Raw genomic sequence first — 26912 nt, forward strand, 5'->3', positions numbered from 1 at the left:
TTGGAATTTGGAATTTGGAATTTTTAAAATTGAAATTTATTTTTTGGTACAAAAAATCATTATTTTTATAAAAAATTGCCAAAATGGATTTAAGTTACTGGGAACTGAAAAATTGGTTCACCAACGTTGATTATACAATTGTTGGAAGTGGAATTGTAGGATTGCATGCAGCTTTACGCTTACGCGAAAGATTTCCGGCAGCTAAAATTCTCGTTTTAGAAAAAGGAGCATTACCACAAGGCGCGAGTACGAAAAATGCCGGTTTTGCCTGTTTTGGTAGTCTTTCTGAAATTTTAGAAGATTTAAACACGCACTCAGAAGAAGATGTTGTGCAATTGATAGAGAAACGCTGGCAAGGTTTGCAATTACTTCGAAAAAGACTCGGAGACACGGCAATAGATTTTAAACCTCATGGCGGATATGAATTGTTTCTAAAAGAAGATGAAAGAGTTTTTAATGAAGCTGTAATGCGTTTGCCATTTATCAACGAAATTTTAAAACCCATTTTCAAGAGTGATGTTTTTGCCAAAGAAGTCGACCGATTTGGATTTGAAAACATTCACGAATATTTGATTTTTAATCCGTTTGAAGCCCAAATTGATACTGGAAATATGATGCAGGAATTGCTGAAACAAGCCGTTGCTGCAGATATTCTAATTTTGAATCAACAAAACGTAACCGGTTATGCCGATTTAGGAAATCAGGTTGAAATTGCACTTGGCGATTTTAGTTTTAAATCTCAAAAAATATTTTTTGCCACAAATGGTTTTGCCAATGCTTTGACCAAAGGAGAAGTACAGCCAGCCAGAGCTCAGGTTTTAATTACCGAACCGATTAAAAATCTGGATATAAAAGGAACTTTTCATTTGGATCGCGGTTATTATTATTTCAGAAATATTGGTGACAGAATTTTACTTGGCGGAGGAAGAAACCTCGATTTTGAAGCAGAAAACACAACTGAATTTGGGCAGACCAAAATTGTACAAAATAAGTTGGAAGATTTACTTAAAAATGTAATTTTACCAAATCAGGATTTTCAAATTGCGCATCGTTGGAGTGGTATTATGGGAATCGGAAACAGTAAAAAACCTGTTGTTTCGCAACTGTCTGAAAACGTGTTTTGTGGAGTACGTTTGGGCGGGATGGGCGTTGCAATAGGAAGTTTAATAGGAACAGAATTAGCAGATTTAATATAATGGCAGTTAAAAAACCCGCACCAAAAAAACAACAACCGCAAGTAAACCAAAACCAACAGCTAAGAAAAAGGGAAATCGTTCTTTTGGCGAAAAAGTAAAATGGTTTTTTATTAAACTGATGTTATGGTTTTTCGGACTCTCAATTGGATCCGTGATATTTTTTAAATATATACCCGTTCCTTTTACGCCATTAATGTTAATAAGGGCGATAGAAAATAAACTCGGAGGTAAAGAGGTTTATTTTGATCACGATTGGGAACCAATTGATAAAATTTCGATGAATTTGCAAAAAGCCGTTATCGCAAGTGAAGACGGAACTTTTTTATCTCATAATGGTTTCGATTTCAAGGCACTCCAAAAAGCATATAAAAGCAACGAACGCGGACGCCGAATTCGTGGCGGAAGTACGATCTCACAACAAACGGCCAAAAATGTGTTTTTATGGCAGGGAAAAAGTTATTTCCGTAAAGGCTTAGAAGCTTATTTTACCGTTTTAATAGAAATTATCTGGGGCAAAGAACGCATTATGGAAGTGTACCTGAACAGTATCGAAATGGGTGATGGTGTTTATGGAGCCTATGCGGCAACAGAACACTGGTATCGTCGCGATGCTTCGAGTTTAACACCAATGCAGGCTGCCGGGATTGCCGCGATATTGCCGAACCCAAGAAAATTTAAAGCGACAGGATCTTCCAGTTATATAAACAGACGTAAAGAAAGAATTGTTCGTGAAATGCGAGCAGTAGGAAAAATAAATTATGATGGGAAGTAAAAAGATTGTTTTTGCATTCCTGATAGTAACAACTACGTTGACTTTTGGACAAGGAAAAACTAAAGAAATAGGTTTTATCACAGATAATGATTTATATACATCGTCTAAAAATGACATGTATTATACTAATGGTTTGGAGCTTTTTTACCGATTTTTATCGAAGAATGAAAATGAAAAAATCAACAAGAAAATAACTGAGTTTCGTGTTGGTCAATATATTTATAATCCGAGATATATTAATATTGAAGCTCGTAACCGTAACAACCGTCCGTTTGCCGGTTATCTTTTTGCCGAAGCGGGCAGAAGCTTTTTTTACCAATCTGAGTCAGTTTTAAAAACCGATTTTCAGTTGGGTTATATGGGGCCAAATGCCTTTGGAAGACAAATGCAGGAAGCTTTTCATCATACTATTGGATACAAAGAAGTTTTTGGTTGGGAAAATCAGGTTCACAACGCATTAGGCATTCAGGCGCATGCTTTGTATTCGAAGAAATTACTTAAAAATGAACCCAATGAATTTGCCGATCTTTACTTTCAGACAGAAGCAAACGTTGGAACAATTTTCACGGGAGTTTCCGCAGGATTTTTAACCCGACTAGGTTTCAAAAAATTACTCCCAATTTACGATTCTAATTTGCACGATGCGTCTGTAAGTTCGCAAACGCAATACAATGTTCGCGAATTTTACTTTTACGCTATTCCAAGTATCAATTACCAATTTTATGATGCTACAATCGAAGGAAGCATGTTTAGCAATACAAGTCCGGTGACTTTTGAGTTGATTCCGTGGCGTTTTAATGCTGAATTTGGTTTAAAATACCGCCATAATAGCTTCAATATGTCTTACTCTTTTATTTATCATGGGAAAGAATTGGAAAGTCATGATATGACGGGATCTTTTTACGGGAGTATTCGTTTGGGGTATTTGTTGAAGTAGGTTTTTTAAGTTGCTAAGGGACTGAGATGCTAAGATTCTGAGTTTTTTTTAGCTTGTTTTCATAATTATTGTCAATTTCGACGAAGGAGAAATTTTCGCAAGTAACTCGATAAAGTTTTTTATATTATAGAGAGTAATGAAATTGTTTTACTCACAAATATATCAAAGAAGAAATGATGATATTAAGTAGCCTTCCTTTCGAGAATAACGAAATTACGATTGAAAAAGTAATGGCTGGAATTATGCTGTTGTTTGTCTATTTTATACCAACTATAATTTCATGGAATAAAAAGAACAGTAAATTTGTTATTGCTTTTAATATAATCACCGCTTGGACTATTCTGGGTTTGTTAATTGCTTTTGTATGGGCATTAAATATTAACAGACAGCATAAAGTTGTTTTGGCTGAAGAGAAAAAGAAGAGAAAAAAGATGAAGAGGGATAAACTTAAATCTGTTGATTTGTAATTGTTTCAAAAAGTGAATTCAGAATCTGCTTAAAAAGATATTATAAAACCAAAACGACTAATATAGCCACGATAGAACTGGAAATCCTTTTGTGCCGGGGTTCGGCGCAAAAGATTGTAGGGGCTAGCGGGACTAAGAGTGATGAAAAAACGAAATCTTCTGCTTCTAAAAAATAAAAAAAACCGTATCACAATAAAGTAATACGGTTTTTGTGGAGAATACCGTCCCGAGACATCGGGAGAACCGGTCACCTTCCCGATGCATCGGGATACTCTAGTCTTTTGTTTTAATTAAGTTTTCGATATATTTTCTGCTTTTCATTTTTTTGATTTCTAATTCCCTTTGACATGCTTCACTTCGGGTAAGGAAAGTTTCAAAATATTTTAATTCCCAATCTTTAGCCACTTTTGTGTATTTACTTCTGCTATTCAAATGATCTTGTAAACGCTGTTCAATATCTTGACATGAACCAACATAGTATTTGTTAATTGTATTAGAGTATAGAATATAAGTGTAAAACATAACTATTATAAATAAAAATACCCAAACAGTTGTTTTAACTATTTGGGTATTTTTGTGAAATATTTGTGGAGAATACCGGATTCGAACCGGTCACCCCTTGCCTGCCAGGCAAGTACTCTAGCCAAATGAGCTAATCCCCCTTTTTTGTTTTGTTTGCTTTTGAAAATCGAATCGGCAGCCCTCCCGATCAGATCGGGATACTCTAGCCAAATGAGCTAATCCCCCAAAGCGATAGCAAATAAAGTCAATTAATTTTCAAAAAACAAATTTCAAATCGCTTAGAGCGAAAATAATTACCAAAACCGTAACTTTACGTTCAAAACTATTTTTATGAGTTCAGAAAATCAAAACGGTACTTTACAAACCGCTTTTCAAAATGCTGTTGCAATTGTGCAATTTGGCCATCCGGCGAGTAATTCTTTTCCTCGTGAGTTATTAAATCGTTTAACTGCCGAAATTAATTCGTTGAGCCGAAATGAAACCGTTTCAGTTATTGTTTTACAAAGCGAAGGTTCGAAAACTTTTTGTTCCGGAGCTTCGTTTGATGAACTTTTGGCAGTAGAAAATGAAGAACAGGGGACAGAATTTTTCTCTGGCTTTGCTCATTTGTTAAACGCAATGCGCAACTGTTCTAAAATTATCATTGGCCGCGTTCAGGGAAAAGCCGTTGGCGGTGGAGTTGGAATTATTGCCACTTGTGATTATGTTTTGGCTACACCGGAAAGCGCTGTAAAACTTTCGGAGTTGGCAATCGGAATTGGACCTTTTGTGATTGAGCCAGCCGTTTCCAGAAAAATTGGTAAAACAGCGATGACCGAAATGACCTTGGCGGCGCAAAACTGGAAATCGGCTGAATGGGCTTTAGAAAAAGGACTTTTTCGGAGATTCACAATTCAGATCAGTTGGATATCGAAGTTGAAAAATTTGCCCAAAAATTAAGTTCCTATAATCCTGAAGCTTTGTTTGAAATGAAGAAAATTATTTGGGAAGGAACAGAACAATGGGAATCTATACTTTTTGAACGTGCCGCTATTACAGGAAAATTGGTTTTGTCTGATTTTACCAAAAATGCTTTGACACAATTTAAAAAATAAATAAAAGCGAAATCCCAATATTTAAATTCCAATAGAACTCGATACTTGGAATTTGGAATTTTTCTTTATTTGGAATTTATTATTTAAACGGTTATTAATTTGTAAATTTGCAACCTAAAATTCAAATCGATGAGTAATATCAGAATTACAAAGCAATTTAATTTCGAAACCGGGCATGCTTTATACGGTTACGACGGAAAATGCAAAAACGTTCACGGGCACAGTTATAAATTATCGGTAACAGTTATTGGTTCGCCAATTACGGATCGATCGAATGTGAAATTCGGAATGGTGATTGACTTTTCGGATCTAAAGAAAATTGTAAAAGAAGAAATCGTCGATCAATTTGATCATGCAACTGTTTTTAACGAAACTACGCCGCATATCGAATTGGCAAATGAATTGAAAAATCGTGGTCATCACGTAATTTTAGTTGACTATCAGCCAACAAGTGAAAACATGGTGGTTGATTTTTCGAAAAGAATTATTTCTCGTTTACCTGCAGGAATTTCACTCCATTCGCTTAAACTTCAGGAAACAGAATCTTCGTTTGCAGAATGGTATGCAAGTGATAATCAATAAGAAATCCCAATTTTTTAAAATTCCAAATCCCAATTGTGAGTCCAACTCATAACTCATAATCAATAACTCATAACTTTCACGGAATGAAAAAGTATATTTTGCTTCTGATCAGCATTTTGGCGCTCCAACTCCTGAGTTGAGTTTGCCGCGCGAACAAAAATTTGTTGCCTGGCTGGATGTTGTTAAACAAGATGCAGAAGCTATTTTTTTATTAGGTGATTTATTCGATTTTTGGTTTGAATATAAAACTGTTGTACCAAAAGGTTTTGTACGGGTTTTAGGTAAACTGGCAGAAATTCGCGACAGCGGAATCCCGATCTATTTTTTTGTTGGAAACCATGATTTATGGATGAATGATTATTTTGAAACCGAATTGAATATTCCGGTATATCATGATAATAAGGAATTTACCTTTAATGGTAAAATATTCTTAATTGGTCACGGAGACGGAAAAGGTCCTGGCGATAAAGGTTATAAACGAATGAAAAAGGTATTTACAAATCCGTTTTCAAAATGGCTTTTTCGTTGGTTACATCCGGATGTTGGCGTAAGTTTAGCACAATATTTATCAGTTAAAAATAAATTGATTTCCGGCGACGAAGATGTTAAATTTTTAGGCGAAGAAAATGAATGGCTTGTTTTGTATGCCAAACGTAAACTCGAAACCAAACATTATAATTACTTCATTTTCGGACACCGTCATTTGCCAATGATTATTCCCGTTGGTGAAGAATCCAATTATGTAAATCTTGGTGACTGGATTGGTTATTTTACTTATGGAGTTTTTGATGGTGAAACCTTTGAGCTTCAAAAATTCGAACAATAGTTACTTTTTATTAGTTGGATAAACCGCAATTTTGTGTGTTCGCAGCATATAATTCGATTTCTTTTTGCTGTTGGATGCCTGAAAAGTAATCGCATTCGACATTTGTTTTGGCATATGACATTCTACACAATTATTTTGTAATGCTCTTTTTGATATTGTAGCCAAAGTCATTTCGGTGTGTTTTGTTTGCTGATGACAACTCATGCAGATTTTAGAATAAACAACCATGTTTTGCGACGAATTTTCATGTGGATTATGACACGTCATGCAATCCATTCTTTCACTTTTCTTGAAACATTTACTTTGGGCAAGCAGCCCTAATTGATTTCCGTGAACATCATAATGAATACTGTCATTCGATCCCGGAATTGCTCTAAAATAATCAGAAAGTTTGTCTCCTGGTTTAAACTGAAAACGTGATTTTATCTTTGCTTTATCATTCCCTGAGTGGCAAAGTGCACAGGCATCTATTTTTTGCTGTCTTGTTAGTTTTTTGAATGAAACAATATTTTGAGCAATTTTTAAATCAGGAAATTTTAAATGCTTCTGAACGTGCTGTTTGGCAGGTCCATGACAGCGCTCACAATCAATACCGTATAGTAAAGTATTTTTGTTCATGAAATCCTCTACTTCAATAGTCATAAAAGTAATACTGTCAGAGCTGGTTTCAACATATCTGCTGGCAATATTAGAGCTGTGACAGCCATAACATTCCTTATCAATTTGTCTTTCAAAATTTACTTTAGTGGCAGAATAACCCGGACTGGTGGCCCAACTGTTTAAGGATTTGTAATAAGAAAGAGGTAACTCAAATGTATAGTGGTTTTTCCAATATGCACTTGTTTGTGCGTGTTTCGTTCCAAAAAGAACATCAAAAGAATGGGCTTCTACTTCTTTTCCATTTTTATAAAGTACCTGATAAAGACTATCGTTACGTTCTTCCATAACAAGTTTAGTATCTTTATCATAAACAAAAGTATTGCGGCCATTTGTAAAATGTCCTAAAATATTTTCTTTGGTAGGAGGAGAGCTTGCTTTAAAATGCGAACTGTGAAAAGCTGTTTCATATTGTGCCTGATGACATTGAATACAGCTTTCAGAACCGGCATAATCGGTTCCGCGTGGGTCTATGTAATTATCAGATTCATTTTTGCAGCCCATTAATAACAAGACCAAAGCAAAAATGGAAAAAAGAATAGCTGTTTTTTTCATTATTGTAAATATACTTTTTTCTGAATAAATTCAAAATATATTTCAAATATGAAAAAATGCTGTTAAATTGTTTAGATTAATTCTTAATTCATTCCTGCTCCATAAACATATTCATCAAGGTCAATTCTAAATAAAGAACCTTCAACTAAATCTTTTATTGATTTTAATTCGGTCATAGAAACAGCCAAATCAATTGCAGTACAAGGAGTTTTTAATAAAAATTTATGACAGGAATATTTTAATTCACAAGCTTCGCAACATGCATTTTCAATCATGCTGTCTTCTATCAAATCACAGAAATGATTTAGCTCCTGAATTGTAAAATAAAAACCGGTTTCTTTAAAAACCAATTGAACTTTGTCGGTTATGGTTTCGTTTTCCTTTTTCCAGTAAAAAGCAATTCCAAAATTGTTGTGGTATAATTGTTCAATTTCTCTCATTATGAATCCTTTTGTTTCAACAAATATAAATATTATTTATATTAGTTCTAAATAAAAAATCATAAAAAAGATGTTTTCAAAAGATATAATAGTGATATAAGTTTTGTTTAGAAGAAATTGTAGTAAGGCTTAAATTAGCTTATAGCACTTATTGATTTATATTTTTATTTAAGCCACATTTTTATTTTTGAAAGAAATTTATTTTGCTGATCTACAAATAGATAATGAGAACAGTTTTCTAATAATGCAAAATGATTCTCTCCGGCTATATTTTTAATGGATTTAATTTGAGACGGAGAAAAAATTCTATCATCTTGTCCATAAATTGCATAAACAGGAATTTCTTTTGCTTTTATTTCCTTCAAAAAAGGTCGGCTATCGATGTTATTTTGCTTTTCATTTTTATAAAAAAGTAATGGAGCATTTTTATTTCGAATGTTGGTTTTAAAGAATTTACTTGCTTCGTAATCGCTGTATAATTTTTTTGATTCAGAAGTTGGATTAGGCATCTTAAAATAATTATTTTCGCCCGCTATATCAAAACACGCTTTTCGGTACTCAGCAGAATTTTTATTTAGTTTTTCAGTTGACTTTATTTTTGCTAATTGTGCCGAATCAGTTTTTGAAACCGAATTTAAAATATGATCGTAAGTTTCCTGCTGCGAAAATAGAGCTCCGGCCAAAATGAGATTACTAACATTCTGAGGATATTTTGCTGTGTAAAGTGTCGCAACCAAACCGCCAAAACTATGACCAATAAGAGTAACTTTCTTTAGACCGTATTTTTTTAAAATTGAATTCAAATCCTGAAAAGCTTCCTGATAAGTAAATTTTGCATGAGGATCTGATGATCTTCCTTCGCCTCTTCGGTCGTAAACAAGTACATAGAATCCTTTGTTAGCTAATTTTTGTGCTGTTGTACCTTCAAATAAAGTCGAGTTTCCGCTTGGACCGCCATGAATAAAAAGAATGGCTTTATTTTCTTTATTTCCGTATGTTTTAATGTAGAGACTTTGTCCGTTTGCAAAAATGGAAATTGTAAAAATGAAAACCAATAATAGTTTTTTCATTACTCCATATTTTGATGATCTTCCATATCTTTCTGAAGATCTAAATTTCTAAAAGTAGGGGATGCTATTCCGAAACCTAAAACGGTCAATAAAGTCATACTTCCTCCAAAAACTACAGAAGTTACCGTTCCCATTAGTTTAGCTGTTAAACCACTTTCAAAGGCGCCTAATTCGTTAGATGATCCAACAAACATAGAATTTACCGCAGCAACACGTCCGCGCATATGATCGGGTGTTTTAAGCTGTAAAATAGTTTGACGAATTACTACTGAAATTCCGTCAGCAACACCGCTTAAGAATAGCGCGACGACTGAAATCCAGAAAATGGTAGAAACTCCAAAAACAATAATGCACAGTCCGAAAATGAAAATGGCGATCAAAAGTTTCATTCCGGCTTTTTTATACAACGGAACATAAGCTGAAATCAGCATCGTAATAAATGCACCAATTGCTGGTGCAGCTCTTAAAACACCAAATCCTTCCGGGCCAACTTTTAAAATATCCTGTGCAAAAACAGGTAATAAAGCAACGGCTCCTCCAAAAAGTACGGCCACCATGTCAAGAGAAAGTACTCCTAAAATAGTTTTATTATTGAAAACGAATTTGATTCCTTCTTTTAAACTTTCCATAACCGGCTCACCAATCTTCGGATTCAGAATTGGTTTTTTCTCGATTTGAGTTAAAGCAATTAAGGCAGAAACAGAGAAGCCAACCACAAGGCACATTGACCAATGAACTCCTATCCAATTGATAGAAAACCCTGCAACCGCTGGTCCTAAAACGGCACCAATCTGCCAAACCGAACTACTCCAGGTAGCAGCATTTGGATAGGCCTTTTTAGGTACAATTAAAGATAAAAGCGAGAAAATTGTTGGTCCTAAAAATGCACGCACCAATCCGCCCAGAAATACCAAAAAGTAAATCGAATATAAAATAATGGCAGATGATGCATCCCCAACAACCGCAGGCCATGTTAATAAAAATAATCCGAAGCTAATGATCGAAAATCCTAAAATACACCATACCAACATTCTTTTTTCTCTCTTTGATCAACGATATGTCCGGCAAATAGTGCCATTGAAACGGCTGGAATTACTTCCATCAAACCAATTATTCCAAGTGAAAGCGGGTTCTTGGTAATGCTGTAAACTTCCCATTCAATGACAATAAACTGCATCGACCAGGCAAAAACCATAGCAAAACGCAATAATAAAAACATATTAAATTCTCTAAAACGCAACGCTTGATACGGGTCGTTTTTCTTTTCTTTATTTGTCATTTGTTCTAATATCTTTAAGCATTAGTTGAGTCGAAACGTTCCCGTTCCATTCATTTTCGGCCAGAGAATAAGCTAACTGAAATGTATTTTGATTTTTTGTGATGTCTATTTTTTTCCCAAGGCCAAAACCTATTGCAGCAATTCCTTCCGAATTATTCTGCTTAACAAAAAGCCTTAAATGTTCTTCGTCTGCTCCCAGAGTTTTGGCATAACCTGTGTCTTTTATATTTGTTGTCATAAAAACAGGTGTCATGTTTTGCGGTCCAAAAGGTTCAAATTGTTTTAAAATCCGAATGAGTTTTGGTGTTATGTCAGAGAAATTAATCTCTGCATCAATTTCGATTTCAGGAGTTCGCATTTCAGGTAAAATAGTTGCCGAAACCTGTTTTTCAAAAGCCTCTTTAAAAATTGTATAATTCTCGGCTTTCAAAGTCATTCCGGCAGCATACATATGGCCTCCAAATTGTTCCAAATGTTCAGCGCACGCATCTAAGGCATTGTAAACATCAAAGCCTTTTACAGATCGTGCCGAAGCTGCATATTTATCACCGCTTTTGGTAAAAACCAATGTCGGGCGATAATAGGTTTCTATTAATCGTGAAGCCACGATTCCGATCACGCCTTTGTGCCAATCTTCCTGAAAAACAACAGTAGAGAATCGTTCTTCTTCCTGATTTTCCAGAATTTGCTGAAACGCTTCTTTCGTAATTCTTTTGTCTAAATCTTTTCGGTCTGAGTTGTATTGTTCTATTTCTGAAGCAAATTGCTGCGCTTGTTCAAAATTAAATTCAGTTAGCAATTCAACCGCATGATTACCGTGTTTAATTCTTCCGGCAGCATTTATTCTTGGCGAAATGATAAAAACAACATCAGTAATATCTAAAGTTTTCTTTTTTACCTGATGAACCAAAGCTTTAATTCCCGGTCTTGGATCTGAGTTAATAACCTGTAATCCGAAATAAGCCAAAACGCGATTTTCTCCCGTAATCGGAACAATATCTGCAGCAATTGCCGTGGCAACCAAATCCAGATACGGAACCAGATCTTCAATAGTTTCATTTCGGTTTTTCCCTAAAGCCTGAATTAGTTTAAAACCAACACCGCAACCGCACAACTCATCATACGGATAATCGCAATCTTCTCTCTTGGGATCTAGAATCGCAACCGCATCAGGAAGAATATTTCCCGGTCTGTGGTGATCGCAAATAATAAAATCGATGTTTTTTTCTTTCGCGTAGGCGATATGATCTATGGATTTTATGCCGCAATCGAGCGCGATAATTAGAGAGAATCCGTTATCATCGGCAAAGTCAATTCCTTTAAAAGAAATTCCGTAACCTTCGTCATAACGATCCGGAATATAAGTAGCAATATTTGGATAATGAGATTTTAAATACGCAGAAACCAAAGAAACAGCCGTTGTTCCGTCGACATCATAATCGCCAAAAACCAGAATGTTTTCCTGATTTTCGATCGCCAGTTCAATTCGGGCAACTGCTTTGTCCATGTCCTTCATCAGGAACGGATCGTGAAGATGTTCTAATGAAGGACGAAAGAAATTTTTGGCATCATCAAAAGTTTCAATGCCACGCTGAATCAAAAGGGTTGCTACAAAATCTTCTACATTCAGGGCTTGCACCAAATGTTTGATTTTATCTTCAGAAGGTTTTGGTTTTAATGTCCAACGCATTTTTTAATTGTAGATTTTAGATCTTAGATTTCAGATTTTTGAAATCGTTTAATGTGGTATGTAATTTTTTTTTGCCACAGATTAAATGATTTTAAAAGATTTTTTTAATCTGTTAATCATTTAATCTCTGGCAGAAATATTCCGTTTTTAACTTTGTCAAAGTTTTTAGACTTCAAATTTCAGAAAGCAGACTTTAAATAATCTAAAATCTACACTCTAAAATCTAAAATTATTTTTGCTCTAAAGCATTTCCTTCAAACTTAATTCCGTCCCAACCTAAGTTGATGAAATTCCTAATATTTTGGTGATTTGTTCCGTTTGGATCTCCTAAAACTTCTTCAAAATAAAAGGCACCAAAGCACACTAAAGTTTCTTCTCTAGTTAAGTTTTGCAATTTTGCGAAAGAAAATAATTTACAGGAACCAGAGTTTTCTCCGGCTGCATTATGTTGTGTTCCGTTTTGAAAAGCAGTTGGTGTAAAGTTGTAATTTTCCTCAATTACTGCAATAGTTTCCGGGAATGTTATTTCGTTTGGAGTTTGTTTTACTTTTTCTAAAAAGGCTTGAATGCTCATGATTTGTATTATTTTTTATTCTGAACTTATATATTTTTTTAAAGCGATATAGTTAGTGTCTGTTTTTATTGATTCCGGGACTTTTTTCAGAAGAACTTTAATTTCTTCTTTGTTGAAATTTTTCTTTAAAAAGTTCAACCTTTTTACTCCTCTTTCTGATTTTATAAATTTAACTGCTAATTTTTTATTTTTATTGATGGTATATTCTATTACTATGCTGTCTAAAGATTTTAGCATTTCTGTGTCAGATAGTTTTTCAGAATTTTCTTTGATAAATTTTTTATTTTCAGATTTCCATTCTTCTTTTAATTTCTCATTTTCTAAAGAAAATTGTTTGTCAAGATTAGATTTACACGAAAATGTTATTAGAAGAAATATAATTAAAACTGCTATTTTACTAAAAGATTTTTTTCTCATTTATTCATCATCATCCTTCGAAAACTTACTTTTCTTAGGTTCTTTAATTATTGTTTTTCCGGCAACGACTACGACAATTTCACCGCGCGGTGCTGTTTTTTCAAAATGAGTTAAAACTTCTTTTGCGGTTCCGCGTACGTTTTCTTCGTGCATTTTTGATAATTCACGCGATACACAAACTTGTCTGTCTTCTCCAAAATACTGTATAAACTCAGCTAAAGTTTTAACGAGTTTATGTGGTGAAACGTACAAAATCATCGTTCTTGTTTCTTCGGCTAAAGCCAAAAATCGAGTCTGACGGCCTTTTTTGTCAGGAAGGAAACCTTCAAAAACAAATTTATCATTTGGCAGTCCGCTATTTACCAAAGCCGGAACAAAAGCGGTTGCACCAGGTAAACATTCTACTTCAATTTTATTTTCCACACAAGCGCGTGTCAATAAAAATCCGGGATCTGAAATTGCCGGAGTTCCAGCATCTGAAATTAAGGCAATAGTTTCGCCGGCTTTCAAACGTGCAATTAAATTTTCGGTAGTTTTGTGTTCGTTGTGCATGTGATGGCTGTGCATGTGCGTGCCAATTTCAAAATGCTTCAGCAGTTTCCCACTCGTTCTGGTGTCTTCGGCCAAAATCAAATCGACTTCTTTTAGAATGCGAATGGCACGAAAAGTCATGTCTTCAAGATTGCCAATAGGCGTGGGAACTATATATAATTTGGACATAATTAATTTTAATATTAAACACAGATTTCACGAATTAGCACGAATAATTAAGTGCTAAAAATTTCACGAAAACAAATTAGTGTCAATCTGTGAAATTCGTGTTTAGGAGAATTTTTTCTCGACAATTCCCAGAAAACGTTCTGCATAATCATCTTTTCCTTCCCAGTTATTGTAATCTGGTTTTACCATGTTTTCGATAAAATCTTTTGCTTCACTAAAAGTATCAAAAGTCAATAGTTGATTTAAAACACGACTGTAATCTTCTGTACTATTTCCAAAAAGGTTTTTAGTGAAAGCAATTCTGTCATTCAAATCAATATGGAAACCTTTGGCAAGTTTTTCGTTTAAAGGAACGGCTTTTGGTTTTGCAGATTCTATAGTTGCCGTTTCTGCAACAGTCTTGGTTTCTTTATATTCGTTTATTGACGGCGTTGGAGTAGGAGGAACATTATCAAAACTATCTACTTTTACAAATTGCGCGTCAGCATAATTAACGCCCAGAATATCCTCAAACGAAATATGGACCGGATTTGACTTTGTTGAAGTTTCAGTTTTTGGTTCTTCTTTTACTTCCTCTTTTATTTCTTCCTTATCCAATTCAAAAGAAGGTTTGAAATCAGGAATCGGTTTTGATTCGCTAACGGTTCTGAAATATGACTCCGTTGCAGTTTCTTTTTTCTCCTCAGCAACTGGTTCTTCTGTTTTTTCAACTACAGGTTCCTCAACTTTTTCAGCAATTGGTTCCGGAATAGTTTCAACAATAGTTTCCGGGATTATTTCTTCAGGAATTTTAGCAATTATTTCTTGTGGCGTTTCTTCAATAATTTCAGCTTCAGGAGTCACTTCAGCTTCAATTACAGTTTCTTCAACAGCAACGGGAAGTGTTTCTTCAGCTTTAATTTCTGCAGGAAGTGTTGCTTCCTGATTTTCTTCCTGATCAAAAATGGTTTCTAGCTTAGATTCTATTTCACCACGTCCGATAGTAGGTTTTACATCGTCAAAATTTTCATCTACAAATTTTAAAACAGCTAATTTCTCATATAATTTCTGAGTCTCAAGATATAATTGATTGATATCGGATTTATTTTTAAGCTTTAAAATTCGATGTGCAATGCTGATTAAATCGGCTTCCAATTTTTTTTCATAACTGTTGAAATTATAGTGAATAGGATATTTTAATATATTCTGTGTTTTGAATGTCTTTATTTGTGAAGGAAAATACGCAGAACTATTTTTTATTTCTGTTAATAAGCATTTGCGAATCTTCGATTTGATAAAAATTTTCTACTTTTGAAAAAATGTAAAATCATCAAAATTTTGCGTCAAATTATTACCAGTACAAAGTAATAAAAACTATTCATTTTAAAAGGTAGAAAAATACAAAATGTTTCTCGAAAATACAGTAAATCACAAAGAACAATTTGGTTGGATTGAAGTTATTTGTGGATCAATGTTTTCGGGTAAAACCGAGGAGTTAATCCGCAGACTAAAACGCGCCCAATTTGCCAAACAAAAAGTCGAAATTTTTAAACCTGCTATTGATACCCGCTATCATGACGAAATGGTGGTATCGCACGATGCCAACGAAATTCGCTCTACTCCGGTTCCTGCTGCTGCCAATATTGCTATTTTAGCACAAGGCTGCGATGTTATAGGAATTGATGAAGCCCAGTTTTTTGATGATGAAATTGTTACTGTTTGTAATGATCTTGCTAATCAGGGAATTCGTGTAATAGTTGCAGGACTTGATATGGACTTTAAAGGAAATCCCTTTGGGCCAATGCCGGCACTTATGGCAACAGCAGAATATGTAACCAAAGTTCACGCGGTTTGCACCAGAACAGGAAATCTTGCCAACTACAGTTTTCGTAAAACAGATAACGATAAATTGGTAATGCTTGGCGAAACCGAAGAATATGAGCCGTTAAGCCGTGCAGCATATTATAATGCAATGAAAAAAATCAGGAGAAATAGGTTTTTAATTCTATTTAAGCAACAATGCAAGACAAGAAAAATAAAAGAAAGCAGAATATTTTATTATTACTCGTAATTGGAACCGCACTGGCTTTAGCTGTTTATTTTCAGTTCTTTCTTTCTGAAAGTGCAGATGAAGTAAAGACTGAAATTACAGAGCTGGTTACAAAATATAATAAGAATTGCCCGTTAACAATTCAGCAGGGAATTCGTCTGGACAGTGTCAGTTTGCCTAAACTGTCTGACGAAAGAGCCGTTCAGTATAATTTGACATTGATGAATGTAGAAAAAGAAACTGCAGAAATTAATGTAATACATACTGAAATTGAAAAAAGCCTCTTGAGTACAGCGAAAGCAAATCCGGGTCTTCAGGTTTTTAGAGATAATGATTATACGTTGATTTATAGCTACTATGACAAGAAGAAAGTGTTTTTGTTTGATGTGAAAATATTACCGGATCAGTATAAATAATTTAGAAATTCTGATATAAAATAAAACCCGATAGATTTTGAATCTGTCGGGTTTTGTTATTTTGTATGTTCCTTTGTTTAAACTGGACTGAAGTCCAGCTCTACAATATAATATGTTCCTCCGGAACTTTAAAGAGCCTTCGGCTCGAATCATATTGTAGGGCCGGATTTTAATCCGGTTTAATATGGGTTATTGGGCTAAAGTCCAGATCTACAATATAATATGTTCCTCCGGAACTTGAAAGAGCCTTCGGCTCGAACCATATTCTAGGGCCGGATTTTAATCCGGTTTAATATGAATTACGAATATATTAAATTCAAAAAATCTAAATTTTCTTTCTCATTCTTGCTACCGGAATATCAAGCTGCTCACGGTATTTTGCAATAGTTCTTCTCGCAATCGGGTATCCTTTTTCTTTTAAGATTTCTGCCAATTGATCGTCTGGTAAAGGTTTCTTTTTATCTTCTTCCTCAATTGTATTTTTAAGAATCTTTTTGATTTCTAAAGTCGAAACATCTTCGCCCTGATCATTTTTCATCGCTTCAGAGAAAAACTCCTTAATAAGCTTTGTTCCGTAGGGTGTTTCTACATATTTGCTGTTAGCAACACGCGAAATCGTCGAAATATCCAAACCAACCATATCGGCAATGTCTTTTAAGATCATTGGTTTTAGTTTGGTTTCGTCGCCGTCTAAGAAAAATTCTTCCTGATAATGCATAATGGCATTCATCGTTACAAAAAGCGTTTCCTGACGCTGTCTGATCGCATCAATAAACCATTTTGCCGAATCCAGTTTTTGTTTAATAAACTGAACTGCGTCTTTTTGAGCTGATGATTTATCACGAGAATCCTTGTATGTCTGCATCATTTCCTGATAATCTTTAGAAACGTGCAGGGAAGGGGCATTTCGTCCGTTTAAGGTTAGTTCAAGTTCGCCGTCAACAATTCTGATAGCGAAATCCGGAACCACATTTTCCGTAACTTTATTATTTCCGGTAAAAGATCCACCCGGTTTTGGGTTTAGTCTTTCGATTTCGTGAATGGCTTTTTTCAGCTGTTCGTTTGAAACGCCGTATTTTTGCAATAATTTATCGTAGTGTTTTTTGGTAAAAGCATCAAACTGATTTTCGATAATATCAATTGCTAAATCAACATATTCTGTTGGTGTTTTATGCTTCAACTGCAATAATAAACATTCCTGCAAATCTCGCGCTCCAACGCCCGAAGGCTCGAGTTCATGAATAACATGCAGCATTTTTTCGACCATAACTTCATCGGTATAAATACCTTGGGTAAAAGCCATATCATCAACCATGTCAGAAACGCTTCTGCGGATGTAACCCATATCATCGATACTTCCAACAAGAAATTCAGCGATTTCACGCTCTTCATCATTCAAAATAAAAGTATTCAACTGATTGATTAAGTCCTGATGAAAACTAATAGGCGAAGCAAAAGGCGTTTCGCGTTCTTCGTCTTCACTATAATTGTTAACCTGGGTTTTATAATCCGGAGTATCATCGTCACTTAGATATTCGTCTATGTTAATGTCGTCTGCTTCAATTCTGTCAGATTCGGCATCATCATAATCGTCGTAGTCTTCATTTGCGAATTCATCTGCTTCGTATTCATCTTCTTTTCCAGCTTCCAGAGCCGGATTTTCGTTCATTTCTTCTAATAAACGTTGCTCAAAAGCTTGCGTAGGCAATTGAATTAACTTCATCAGCTGAATTTGCTGTGGAGATAATTTTTGTGATAATTTTAAATTTAAAAATTGCTTTAGCATTTATAATGTTTAATCGTTTATTTGTTTAATCGTCAATTCGTTTCTTCGTGAAAATCGGTTAACCGAATGAACGATTAACCGATTAAACTATTTCTAAAATTCCGCACTTCCAGGAGTTCTTGGGAAAGGAATTACGTCTCTAATGTTTGTCATTCCGGTTACAAACAATACCAAACGCTCAAATCCTAAACCAAAACCTGCGTGAGTTGCAGAACCAAATCTTCTGGTGTCTAAATACCAGTATAATTCTTCTTCATCGATGTTTAAAGCTTTCATTTTCTCCACCAAAACATCATAACGCTCTTCTCTTTCAGAACCACCAACAATTTCTCCAATTCCAGGGAAAAGGATGTCCATTGCACGAACAGTTTCTCTTCCAGGCTCAGTGTTATCGTTCAAACGCATGTAAAACGCTTTAATGTTTGCTGGATAATCGTATAAAATTACAGGACATTTAAAGTGTTTTTCAACCAAATAACGTTCGTGTTCTGATTGTAAATCAGCTCCCCATTCTTCGATGATATAGCTGAATTTTTTCTTTTTATTGGGAGTTGAATCTCTTAAAATATCAATTGCTTCAGTATAAGAAACACGTTTGAAGTTGTTTTCTAAAACGAAGTTCAATTTCTCTAACAAAGCCATTTCGCTTCTTTCTGCCTGAGGTTTTGATTTTTCTTCTTCTAAAAGTCTTCCTTCTAAAAATTTCAAATCATCTTTACAGTTGTCTAAAGCATATTTAATAACGTACTGAATAAAATCTTCAGCCAAATCCATATTGTCATCAAGGTCGTTGAAAGCAACTTCAGGTTCAATCATCCAAAATTCTGCAAGGTGACGGGAAGTATTTGAATTTTCTGCTCTAAACGTTGGTCCAAATGTATAAATCTGACCCAAAGCCATTGCGAAAGTTTCGCCTTCTAATTGTCCCGAAACCGTTAAGTTGGTGTGTTTTCCGAAGAAATCTTTTTTGAAATCAATGTTTCCTTCTTCATTTTTTGGTAAATTATCCAAAGGCAATGAAGTTACCTGAAACATTTCTCCGGCACCTTCAGCATCAGCTCCGGTAATAATTGGCGTGTTTACATACACAAAACCTTTTTGTTGAAAATAGTTGTGAACCGCAAACGACAATACCGAACGCACACGCATAATCGCTCCAAAAGCATTGGTACGAACACGTAAATGTGCATTTTCTCTTAAAAATTCTAATGAGTGTTTTTTCGGCTGCATTGGGAATTTCTCCGCATCAGAATCTCCAAGAATCTCCAATTTTGTAACCTGGATTTCGTATTTCTGACCTGCACCTTTACTTTCAACCAAAGTTCCAATTACAGAAACAGCAGCTCCGGTTGTGATTCTTTTTAAAGTTTCTTCCGGGGTATTTTCAAAATCAACAACACATTGTATATTATTAATGGTAGAACCGTCATTAAGCGCGATGAACTGATTATTTCTAAAAGTTCTCACCCATCCTTTTGCATTTACTTCCTGTAGCGTCGTCGTACTGTTTAATAAGTCTTTAACTTTTGTGTGTCTCATTTTTGTATATAATGTTGAAATTAAATTATTTGTTGTGTAATAACTGCAAATATAAACGATAATAATTAAAATTAGAAGCTATTTCCTGCTATCCGCTTGTATCTTTTTCTGTCTAAAGAAGCCAGAAAAAGGATACCGCTTCTATCAGGGCTAGGGCAATCGTTTTCAAAAGAGCCGTTTGTCATTTCGACGGAGGAGAAATCACACAAGGAATTCCGTAAACAAAATCGCCAATCTTTGTAGAATTACGTGTGTGATTTCTCCTCCGTCGAAATGACAAGTTTGCGTATTTATCTTTGTCAAAGTTTAAAACTTTGACAAAGATTCGTGATATTTAATCCGTGCTAATTCGTGAAATTCGTGTTTCCTTCCAATCCCTCCAAATCCTCTTTCTTAGCTTTCTTCTTTTCAAAAGTCAAAACCAAAGCCGGTAAAACCAATAAATTTGCAAACATCGCAAAGGCCAATGTACAAGAAATTAATCCACCAAGAGCGATTGTTCCGCTAAAACTAGAAAGCGTGAAAGTAGCAAATCCTAAAATCAAAACTACTGATGTATAGAATGTACTGATTCCAGTTTCTCTTAAAGCACTAAAAACAGATTTTTTGACTTTTCCGTTACTTTGTATTAAATCATGTTTGTACTTCGCCATAAACTGAATTGCATTATCTACCGAGATTCCAAACGCAATACTGAATACCAAAATCGTTGAAGGTTTTAATGGAATTCCGAAATACCCCATCAATCCAGATGTAATGCAAAGTGGTAAAACATTCGTAATTACTGATGCAAAAACCATTTTGAACGAACGGAATAAATACAACATCAAAATCGCGATCACCAAAATTGCGAAAATCAACGATTCAATTAAGTTGTCAACCAAATATGATGTTCCTTTCTGGAAAACCAATGCTTTTCCGGTAACGGTAACTTCAAAACGATCTTTCGGGAAAATTTCATCTATTTTAGAATGTAATTTTTTCTCGACTTTCGCCATTTCATCGGTACCAATATCTTTCATAAAAGTTGTGATTCTGGCATATTGCCCAGTAGAATCAACATAACTTTTCATTAAGTTTTCTTTGCTGTTTTTGGTTGCGTTTTTGGCGTATGCCAAAATAAACGTCTGCTCTTGCGAAGTTGGTAATTGGTAATATTCAGGATTTCCGTTGTAAAAAGCCTGTTTCGAATATTTAACCAAATTCACCACAGAAACCGGTTTTGCCAATTCCGGCATTTCGGCAATTGTGTTTTGCAATTCGTCCATTTTACGAATTGTTGACGCTTTCATAACACCTTTTTTCTTTTTGGTGTCAATCATAATCTCAAGCGGCATTACACCGTTAAATTCTTTTTCGTAGAATAAAATATCTTTAAAGAAGGAAGCGCTTTTTGGCATTTCTCCAATCAAACTTCCGGAAACTTTCATTTGCGAAACCCCAATAATACTAAATACCAAAAGCAAACCGTAAATGGTATAAATTACTTTTCGTTTGTTTCTTACCACATTTTCTACAAAATTCAATAAAGTCGAAATATAGGTTTTTGTTAAATGATACAAGTGTTTTTCTCCCGGAACCGGCATAAAACTGTAAACAATTGGCACAATTAAAAGCGTCAATAAATAAACAGAAATCACGTTGATAGAAGTTACTAAACCAAACTCAAAAAGCAGGTCGTTTCCTGTAATCATAAAGGTTGCAAAACCTATGGCAGTTGTTAAATTTGTCATTAAAGTCGAAACTCCAATTTTCGAAATAATACGCTGTAAAGCTTTTGCCTGATTATTATGTAATTTAATTTCCTGCTGGTATTTATTAATCAGGAAAATACAATTCGTGATTCCGATTACGATAATCAATGGCGGAATGATAGCCGTTAAAATCGTGATTTTGTAATGAAATAATCCAAGTGTTCCAAACGACCAGATTACACCAACAATTAGAATACAAATTGAAATAAATGTTGCTCGGAACGAACGGAAAAAGAAAAAGAAAATCAGAGAAACCGTAAATAAAGCCGCACCAATAAAAAGACCAATTTCGCCTTTCATATTGTCAGCATTGATCGTTCTGATGTATGGCATTCCCGAAACTTTCAAATCGATTCCGGTTGTTTTTTCGAATTTATCGATCTTCGGAACTAAATTTTCAAGAATAAAAGTCTTTCTTTCAGCAGTATTTACAAGCGCTTTTTTCATGTAAATGGCCGAGCGTACACTGCCGCTTTCTTTGTTAAACAATAATCCTTCATAAAAAGGTAAATTGTGAAATAAATCAAATTGTACTTTTTTTAAGTATTCCGGATCAACTGTTTTGCTTTGATCGATAAACGGAGCCAGAACAAATTTCTCGTTGATAGTATCTTTTTCTAATTTTTTTAAATCATTTAAAGAAACAACCAAATCTACTTCTTTTGAGTTTTTCAGACCGGTCATTAATTCATTCCATGCAGCGTAATTTTTGGGTGTAAAGAAACTTTTGTCCTGAAAACCAATTACAATAAGGTTTCCTTCTTCTCCAAACTTGTCCAGGAATTTTTGATAATCTTTATTTGCAATATGATCTTTAGGAAGTAAATTAGCTTCGGTATAAGTCATGGAAAGGTTTCTCCATTGAAAACCAAGGAAAATTGTCAGGGCCGCAACCAAAACCAAAATTGTTATTCTGTTTTTAAGTATAATTCGGGCAATTTTTTCCCAAAATCCAACTTGAATAGCGTTTTTCATAAATTCTTTAAAAATGGATGCAAATGTAGTGAAAAGACCTCAAAATGATAAATAATCACTTGTATTTTACGTAATGTTAACACAAATTAACAGCGTAATTTTTATGATAATTTACTTACAATTGAATGATTTCCTCGTTAGCTTTTCTCATATTTGCAATTAATTTAAATATGAAAAGAAAATGAACTGGATTTTATTAATTATTGCCGGACTTTTTGAAGTTGGATTTGCATCTTGTTTGGGAAAAGCCAAAGAAACAACCGGAATTTTGTCAACGTATTGGATGGCAGGTTTTTTTGTTTGTCTTACTATAAGCATGGTTTTATTGTATAAAGCAACACAGGTTTTGCCAATAGGAACTGCTTATGCTGTTTGGACGGGAATAGGCGCTGTTGGAACTGTTTTGGTTGGAATTTTTATCTTTAAAGAACCTGCGACTTTCTGGAGAATTTTCTTTCTTTCAACATTAATTGCTTCAATTATTGGGTTGAAATTTGTTTCTAGTCATTAATTTTGGAACGCGGATGACGCGGATGAAACGGATTTACGCAGATTAATTAATTCGTGAATTCGTGGCAAAAAAACACGCAGATTTAAGCAGATGATTTTATTTATTGAAAATAGAAAAATACTATAAAAAAGAAATCGGCGTAAATCCGTTTCATCCGTAAAATCCGCGGGCAAAAAATATTTAGCTACTTTTACAAGATATTATAAAAAATAGGTTTTAATGCAGGAAAACAATACCACCACTTTTATTTTTTTAGCGATTATTTTACTGCTAATTATCATCATTTGTTTTATGGTGTATCAACTAATGCAGTCTAAAAAAGCAAAAGAGGATGCTGAAAAAAGTTTTTATGCACTCGAAATGAAGGTAAATGATTTGCAGTTAGAAACATTAGAGTCGAAACTAAATCCGCATTTGTTTAAGAATATTTTAAACTCGATTCAATCTCATGCTTATCAAACTTATTTTGCCCTGGATAAATTGGCCAATGTTTTGGATTATATTTTATACGAAAGCAAAAAGAAATTTGTCACGGCAAAAGAAGAAATTGATTTTGCGTTGAATCTTATCGAAATCAATAAAATTAAAATCAGTCCGCTTTTTGAGTTGAAGATAAAAACCAACATCAACAAAGAAGATAAATTATATGAACAGCCTTTACTCGCGCCGCTAATTTCGATTGATTTAATTGAAAATGCTTTTAAACATGCTGATCTGCAAAGTGCCGATGCTTTTATTTCGGTAGTTTTTGAGTTCAAAGACAATGCTTTTTTTATGACAGTTTCGAATAAAATATCAGATAAAAAAGTATTAAAAAAAGAACGGGGCGGTTTAGGAAATGCTACCTTAGAACATCGTTTGAGAATTATTTATAAGAATAATTTCAAACTTGAAAAATTTGTTGAAAACGACATTTATATTGCTCATCTAAAAATAGATTTACTTGAATACAAAACTGAAATGCTTGCTACTGGACGATGAGTTGCCGGGTTTAACGTATCTCAAAATGCTTTGCGAACAAATTCATGAAATAGAAATCGTAAAAACATTTAATAATCCCGAGAAACTATTGGCCGAAATTCCCGATCTCGATTTTGATTTGTTAATTTCAGATATCGAAATGCCTGGAATTGATGGCTTGCATTTGGCGGAAATGATTCAGGATAAATTGGTTATTTTTTGCACGGCATATAAAGAGTATGCTGCCGAGGCATTTAATATTGATGCTGTAGATTATATTACTAAACCCGTAAAATTAGAACGTTTGCAAAAAGCAATCTCCAAAGCTTTTGAACGTTTTCATAAACCCGAGACAGCAAAGAAATTTATGCAGCTCAATACAGACAAGGGGAAAACTTTGTTATATTTTAATCAAATTCAATATGTCAAAACTGCGGTTAGTGATAGCCGTGATAAAACGGTTCTTTTAACAGATGGCAGTTTTATGAATCTGAAAAACGTTAAATTTGATACCCTTTTGCATGAATTGCCCGATGCTGATTTCTGTCGCGTAAACAAAAAGGAAATTGTTGCTGTAAAAGCCATAAAATTCTTCAATCATAACGAAATTGTTTTGCATCATTTAGATAAAAATGATAAAAACAGTACCTTAATTTTGAGCGAAACCTATCGATCTGACTTTTTGAAAAAGGTCAAAATCTAACTTATTACAAAGTTTTTCGGACTTATTACATACATTGAAAATTAGCCTTAAATTTACTTTTTCAGGTAATTTTCACTTCTGATATTTGCACCAATAAATTAAAAAAACGAGTTATGAATAATATTAAAAACTCTTTATTTTACGTTACTGTTATTGGTGGTTTCACAGCTTTAATATATTGGGTAATTTCAAAAGGAGCTTCGCTTGAAGTAGGGCGAGGAATAGTTCAGAAAAAAATAGAAAGTAATCACTGGAATGATTTCCTGCATTCTATGATTGAAAACCTGCAGCATCCGCTGGCTATTTTACTGGCACAAATTGTCACTATTATTTTGGTAGCACGTTTGTTTGGATGGATTTTTAGAAAAATAGGGCAGCCATCTGTAATTGGTGAGATGATTGCGGGAATTGTTTTAGGACCATCTTTGGTCGGGATGTATTTTCCTGAATTTTCAGCTCTTTTATTTCCAAAAGAATCATTAGGAAACTTACAGTTTTTAAGCCAAATTGGTTTAATACTCTTCATGTTTGTTATTGGTATGGAACTGGATTTAAAAGTGCTTAAAAACAAGGCTCACGATGCTGTTGTAATTAGCCACGCAAGTATTGTTATTCCATTTGCATTGGGATTGACTTTGGCTTATTTTATCTATCATACTTTTGCTCCGGTTGGGGTAGAGTTTGCATCTTTCGGATTATTTATGGGAATTGCCATGAGTATTACTGCTTTTCCGGTTTTGGCCAGAATTGTTCAGGAACGCGGAATGCAAAAAACAAAACTCGGAACCATTGCCATAACCTGTGCCGCTGCAGATGATATTACTGCCTGGTGTATTCTGGCAGTAGTAATTGCCATTGTAAAAGCAGGTTCATTTACAAGTGCTTTATACGTAATTGGTTTGGCAATTTTATACGTAATCGTAATGTTGAAAATAGTTCGTCCGTTCCTGAAACGTGTCGGAGATTTAAATTCGACTCGCGAAAGTTTGAATAAACCCGTAGTTGCTATCTTTTTTATAACACTTTTGTTCTCTTCTTATGTATCTGAATTAATTGGAATTCATGCTTTGTTCGGAGCATTTTTAGCAGGAGCAATCATGCCGGAAAACAATAAATTCAGAAATATTTTTATTGAAAAAGTTGAAGACGTTGCCATAATTGTTTTACTGCCATTGTTTTTTGTATTTACAGGGTTGCGTACACAAATTGGGTTGTTAAACGATCCTTATTTATGGAAAGTTACTGCAGTAATCATTGCTGTGGCTGTGGCGGGAAAATTCTTTGGAAGTGCTTTGGCTGCCAAATTCGTTGGTCAAAACTGGAAAGACAGTCTGGCAATTGGCGCTTTGATGAACACTCGTGGTTTAATGGAATTGGTAGTTTTAAATATTGGTTATGATTTAGGCGTTCTTTCTACAGAAATTTTTACCATGATGGTAATTATGGCTTTGGTCACTACTTTTATGACAGGACCTGCGTTAGATTTTATTGGTTATATTTTTAAAGATAAAGTAACGGCAATTCCTGAAGAAATTGGAAATAAGAGTAAGTACAAGATTCTGCTTTCATTTGCAACTCCGGAAAGAGGAAAGAAGCTTTTGAAAATTGCAAATAGTTTGGTTAAAAAACAACCTGATAATTCTATTATTGCAGCAATGCATTTGTCTTTAAGTACAGAAGTTCACTCGTTTGACGTAAAAGATCATGAACGCAAAATGCTGCTTCCGGTTATAGCAGAATCTGAACGTTTGAATCAAAATATGGTTAGTGTTTTTAAAGTAACAAATGATATTGATACAGAAATTATCGATACGGCAAATCAGGGAGAATATGATTTATTACTGGTTGGTTTAGGACAATCTATTTTTGATGGAACTTTGCTTGGTAAGATTCTTGGTTTTACAACCAGAATTGTAAATCCGGATCGTTTAATTGATAAGTTTACCGGAAAAGAAGGTTTGTTCGAAAATTCTCCTTTTGATGAAAGAACACGTCATATTATTGCTAAAACAAAAATGCCGGTTGGAATTTTTATTGATAAAGATCTCGAAGATGTGAATCAGATTTTTATGCCGATTTTTAGCAAAGAAGATTCATTTTTGATAGATTATGCCAAGAAGTTAATCAATAATAATGGCTCGCAAATTACGGTTCTGGATGCCAGTGGTGAAGTAAAAAATACCCGCGACATTCAGGAAAGTATTCGCTCGATCGAACAAATTGCACCAAATCATATTATGATTATGCACGACAGAACAATTAAGAAGGAGTTTTTAGAAAGCCAAAACTTAATGATTATTAGTTTAGACAGCTGGAAAAAATTAATAGAATCTCAAAGTACGTGGCTAAATAATACACCTTCGGTTTTGATTTTGAGACCATAATAGCGAAGGAAATTTCAAATAAAAAATCCCAAATTCCAATTTTATGATTGGGGTTTG

General features: G+C 34.3%; 23 protein-coding genes, 1 tRNA gene and 3 pseudogenes. 13 read left to right on the top strand and 14 right to left on the bottom strand.

Features of this window, described 5'->3' with window-relative positions; genetic code table 11:
- Window positions 1-83 precede the first annotated feature (83 nt).
- From ACZZZT_RS04730 to ACZZZT_RS04745, 4 genes are all read left to right on the top strand, one after another.
- Window positions 84-1196 carry an NAD(P)/FAD-dependent oxidoreductase gene (locus tag ACZZZT_RS04730; protein WP_073397626.1) on the top strand — a complete coding sequence of 371 codons (1113 nt, stop codon included), beginning with the start codon at window positions 84-86 and terminating at the stop codon, window positions 1194-1196.
- Window positions 1197-1314: 118 nt separating this feature from the next.
- Window positions 1315-1968: a monofunctional biosynthetic peptidoglycan transglycosylase gene (gene mtgA, locus ACZZZT_RS04735; protein ID WP_463459584.1), complete on the top strand. Its 654-nt coding sequence runs from the start codon at window positions 1315-1317 to the stop codon at window positions 1966-1968.
- A complete protein-coding gene (locus ACZZZT_RS04740; protein WP_463459585.1) occupies window positions 1955-2905 on the top strand; it encodes a lipid A deacylase LpxR family protein in 951 nt (316 codons plus the stop codon). Before mtgA ends, ACZZZT_RS04740 begins: the two co-directional genes overlap by 14 nt.
- Window positions 2906-3078: 173 nt before the next feature.
- On the top strand, window positions 3079-3372 hold the full coding sequence (locus ACZZZT_RS04745; RefSeq protein ID WP_463459586.1) for a superinfection immunity protein: 294 nt from the start codon (window positions 3079-3081) through the stop codon (window positions 3370-3372).
- 273 nt (window positions 3373-3645) lie between these two features.
- Here ACZZZT_RS04745 and ACZZZT_RS04750 read toward each other — a convergent pair whose 3' ends face one another.
- Together ACZZZT_RS04750 and ACZZZT_RS04755 are read right to left on the bottom strand one after the other, a co-directional pair.
- Window positions 3646-3894 (bottom strand): GIY-YIG nuclease family protein, encoded by a 249-nt coding sequence (locus tag ACZZZT_RS04750; protein ID WP_463459587.1) that lies wholly within the window; start codon window positions 3892-3894, stop codon window positions 3646-3648.
- Window positions 3895-3960: 66 nt separating this feature from the next.
- Window positions 3961-4034, bottom strand: a tRNA-Ala gene (locus ACZZZT_RS04755).
- 190 nt (window positions 4035-4224) lie between these two features.
- Here ACZZZT_RS04755 and ACZZZT_RS04760 point away from each other — a divergent pair.
- The 3 genes and pseudogenes from ACZZZT_RS04760 to ACZZZT_RS04770 all read left to right on the top strand — a co-directional run.
- Window positions 4225-4988, top strand: a pseudogene (locus ACZZZT_RS04760) (enoyl-CoA hydratase/isomerase family protein).
- A 129-nt stretch (window positions 4989-5117) separates the two neighbouring features.
- Window positions 5118-5570: a 6-pyruvoyl trahydropterin synthase family protein gene (locus ACZZZT_RS04765; RefSeq protein WP_042565621.1), complete on the top strand. Its 453-nt coding sequence runs from the start codon at window positions 5118-5120 to the stop codon at window positions 5568-5570.
- An 85-nt stretch (window positions 5571-5655) separates the two neighbouring features.
- Window positions 5656-6396: pseudogene (locus ACZZZT_RS04770) on the top strand (UDP-2,3-diacylglucosamine diphosphatase); the annotation flags it as partial.
- Here ACZZZT_RS04770 and ACZZZT_RS04775 read toward each other — a convergent pair.
- The 9 genes and pseudogenes from ACZZZT_RS04775 to ACZZZT_RS04815 form a co-directional block, all read right to left on the bottom strand.
- Window positions 6397-7608 carry a cytochrome c3 family protein gene (locus tag ACZZZT_RS04775; RefSeq protein WP_463459588.1) on the bottom strand — a complete coding sequence of 404 codons (1212 nt, stop codon included), beginning with the start codon at window positions 7606-7608 and terminating at the stop codon, window positions 6397-6399.
- A gap of 83 nt (window positions 7609-7691) precedes the next feature.
- Window positions 7692-8048, bottom strand: a complete 357-nt coding sequence (locus ACZZZT_RS04780) for a hypothetical protein (protein ID WP_042565618.1) — start codon at window positions 8046-8048, stop codon at window positions 7692-7694.
- A 164-nt stretch (window positions 8049-8212) separates the two neighbouring features.
- Window positions 8213-9118 carry an alpha/beta fold hydrolase gene (locus ACZZZT_RS04785; protein ID WP_463459589.1) on the bottom strand — a complete coding sequence of 302 codons (906 nt, stop codon included), beginning with the start codon at window positions 9116-9118 and terminating at the stop codon, window positions 8213-8215.
- Window positions 9118-10397: pseudogene (locus ACZZZT_RS04790) on the bottom strand (MFS transporter). Before ACZZZT_RS04790 ends, ACZZZT_RS04785 begins: the two are co-directional and overlap by 1 nt.
- Window positions 10387-12087: a single-stranded-DNA-specific exonuclease RecJ gene (gene recJ, locus ACZZZT_RS04795; RefSeq protein WP_463459590.1), complete on the bottom strand. Its 1701-nt coding sequence runs from the start codon at window positions 12085-12087 to the stop codon at window positions 10387-10389. Before recJ ends, ACZZZT_RS04790 begins: the two are co-directional and overlap by 11 nt.
- 229 nt (window positions 12088-12316) lie before the next feature.
- Entirely contained in the window at window positions 12317-12661 is a 345-nt protein-coding gene (locus ACZZZT_RS04800) for a HopJ type III effector protein (protein WP_463459591.1), read from the bottom strand.
- Between the two features lie 15 nt (window positions 12662-12676).
- Complete coding sequence (locus ACZZZT_RS04805) at window positions 12677-13078, bottom strand: hypothetical protein (protein ID WP_463459592.1); 402 nt, start codon at window positions 13076-13078, stop codon at window positions 12677-12679.
- Window positions 13079-13798 (bottom strand): 16S rRNA (cytidine(1402)-2'-O)-methyltransferase, encoded by a 720-nt coding sequence (rsmI, locus tag ACZZZT_RS04810; protein ID WP_463459593.1) that lies wholly within the window; start codon window positions 13796-13798, stop codon window positions 13079-13081.
- Between the two features lie 102 nt (window positions 13799-13900).
- Window positions 13901-14932 (bottom strand): hypothetical protein, encoded by a 1032-nt coding sequence (locus ACZZZT_RS04815; RefSeq protein ID WP_463459594.1) that lies wholly within the window; start codon window positions 14930-14932, stop codon window positions 13901-13903.
- A 250-nt stretch (window positions 14933-15182) separates the two neighbouring features.
- Between ACZZZT_RS04815 and ACZZZT_RS04820 the strand changes: the two genes are divergently transcribed.
- Together ACZZZT_RS04820 and ACZZZT_RS04825 are read left to right on the top strand one after the other, a co-directional pair.
- Window positions 15183-15848 (top strand): thymidine kinase, encoded by a 666-nt coding sequence (locus tag ACZZZT_RS04820; protein WP_463459595.1) that lies wholly within the window; start codon window positions 15183-15185, stop codon window positions 15846-15848.
- Window positions 15797-16243: a hypothetical protein gene (locus ACZZZT_RS04825; RefSeq protein WP_463459596.1), complete on the top strand. Its 447-nt coding sequence runs from the start codon at window positions 15797-15799 to the stop codon at window positions 16241-16243. The genes ACZZZT_RS04820 and ACZZZT_RS04825 overlap by 52 nt, the downstream gene beginning before the upstream one ends.
- Before the next feature lie 325 nt (window positions 16244-16568).
- On the opposite strand, the gene rpoN is transcribed toward ACZZZT_RS04825, so the two are convergent.
- The 3 genes from rpoN to ACZZZT_RS04840 form a co-directional block, all read right to left on the bottom strand.
- Window positions 16569-18029, bottom strand: coding sequence for an RNA polymerase factor sigma-54 (gene rpoN / locus ACZZZT_RS04830; protein ID WP_042565607.1), 1461 nt, complete (start codon window positions 18027-18029; stop codon window positions 16569-16571).
- A 93-nt stretch (window positions 18030-18122) separates the two neighbouring features.
- Window positions 18123-19568, bottom strand: a complete 1446-nt coding sequence (asnS, locus tag ACZZZT_RS04835) for an asparagine--tRNA ligase (RefSeq protein WP_302093775.1) — start codon at window positions 19566-19568, stop codon at window positions 18123-18125.
- Window positions 19569-19912: 344 nt separating this feature from the next.
- Entirely contained in the window at window positions 19913-22297 is a 2385-nt protein-coding gene (locus ACZZZT_RS04840; RefSeq protein WP_463459597.1) for an efflux RND transporter permease subunit, read from the bottom strand.
- A 181-nt stretch (window positions 22298-22478) separates the two neighbouring features.
- Here ACZZZT_RS04840 and ACZZZT_RS04845 point away from each other — a divergent pair, with 181 nt between their 5' ends.
- The 4 genes from ACZZZT_RS04845 (at window position 22479) to ACZZZT_RS04860 (ending at window position 26855) form a co-directional block, all read left to right on the top strand.
- Window positions 22479-22808 carry a DMT family transporter gene (locus tag ACZZZT_RS04845; protein WP_042564735.1) on the top strand — a complete coding sequence of 110 codons (330 nt, stop codon included), beginning with the start codon at window positions 22479-22481 and terminating at the stop codon, window positions 22806-22808.
- Window positions 22809-23027: 219 nt separating this feature from the next.
- Entirely contained in the window at window positions 23028-23789 is a 762-nt protein-coding gene (locus tag ACZZZT_RS04850; protein WP_463459598.1) for a sensor histidine kinase, read from the top strand.
- Window positions 23752-24471, top strand: a complete 720-nt coding sequence (locus ACZZZT_RS04855) for a LytR/AlgR family response regulator transcription factor (protein ID WP_463459599.1) — start codon at window positions 23752-23754, stop codon at window positions 24469-24471. The genes ACZZZT_RS04850 and ACZZZT_RS04855 overlap by 38 nt, the downstream gene beginning before the upstream one ends.
- 113 nt (window positions 24472-24584) lie before the next feature.
- Window positions 24585-26855: a cation:proton antiporter gene (locus tag ACZZZT_RS04860; RefSeq protein ID WP_463459600.1), complete on the top strand. Its 2271-nt coding sequence runs from the start codon at window positions 24585-24587 to the stop codon at window positions 26853-26855.
- Window positions 26856-26912: the final 57 nt, after the last annotated feature.

Source organism: Flavobacterium sp. AC274 (assembly GCF_979258275.1).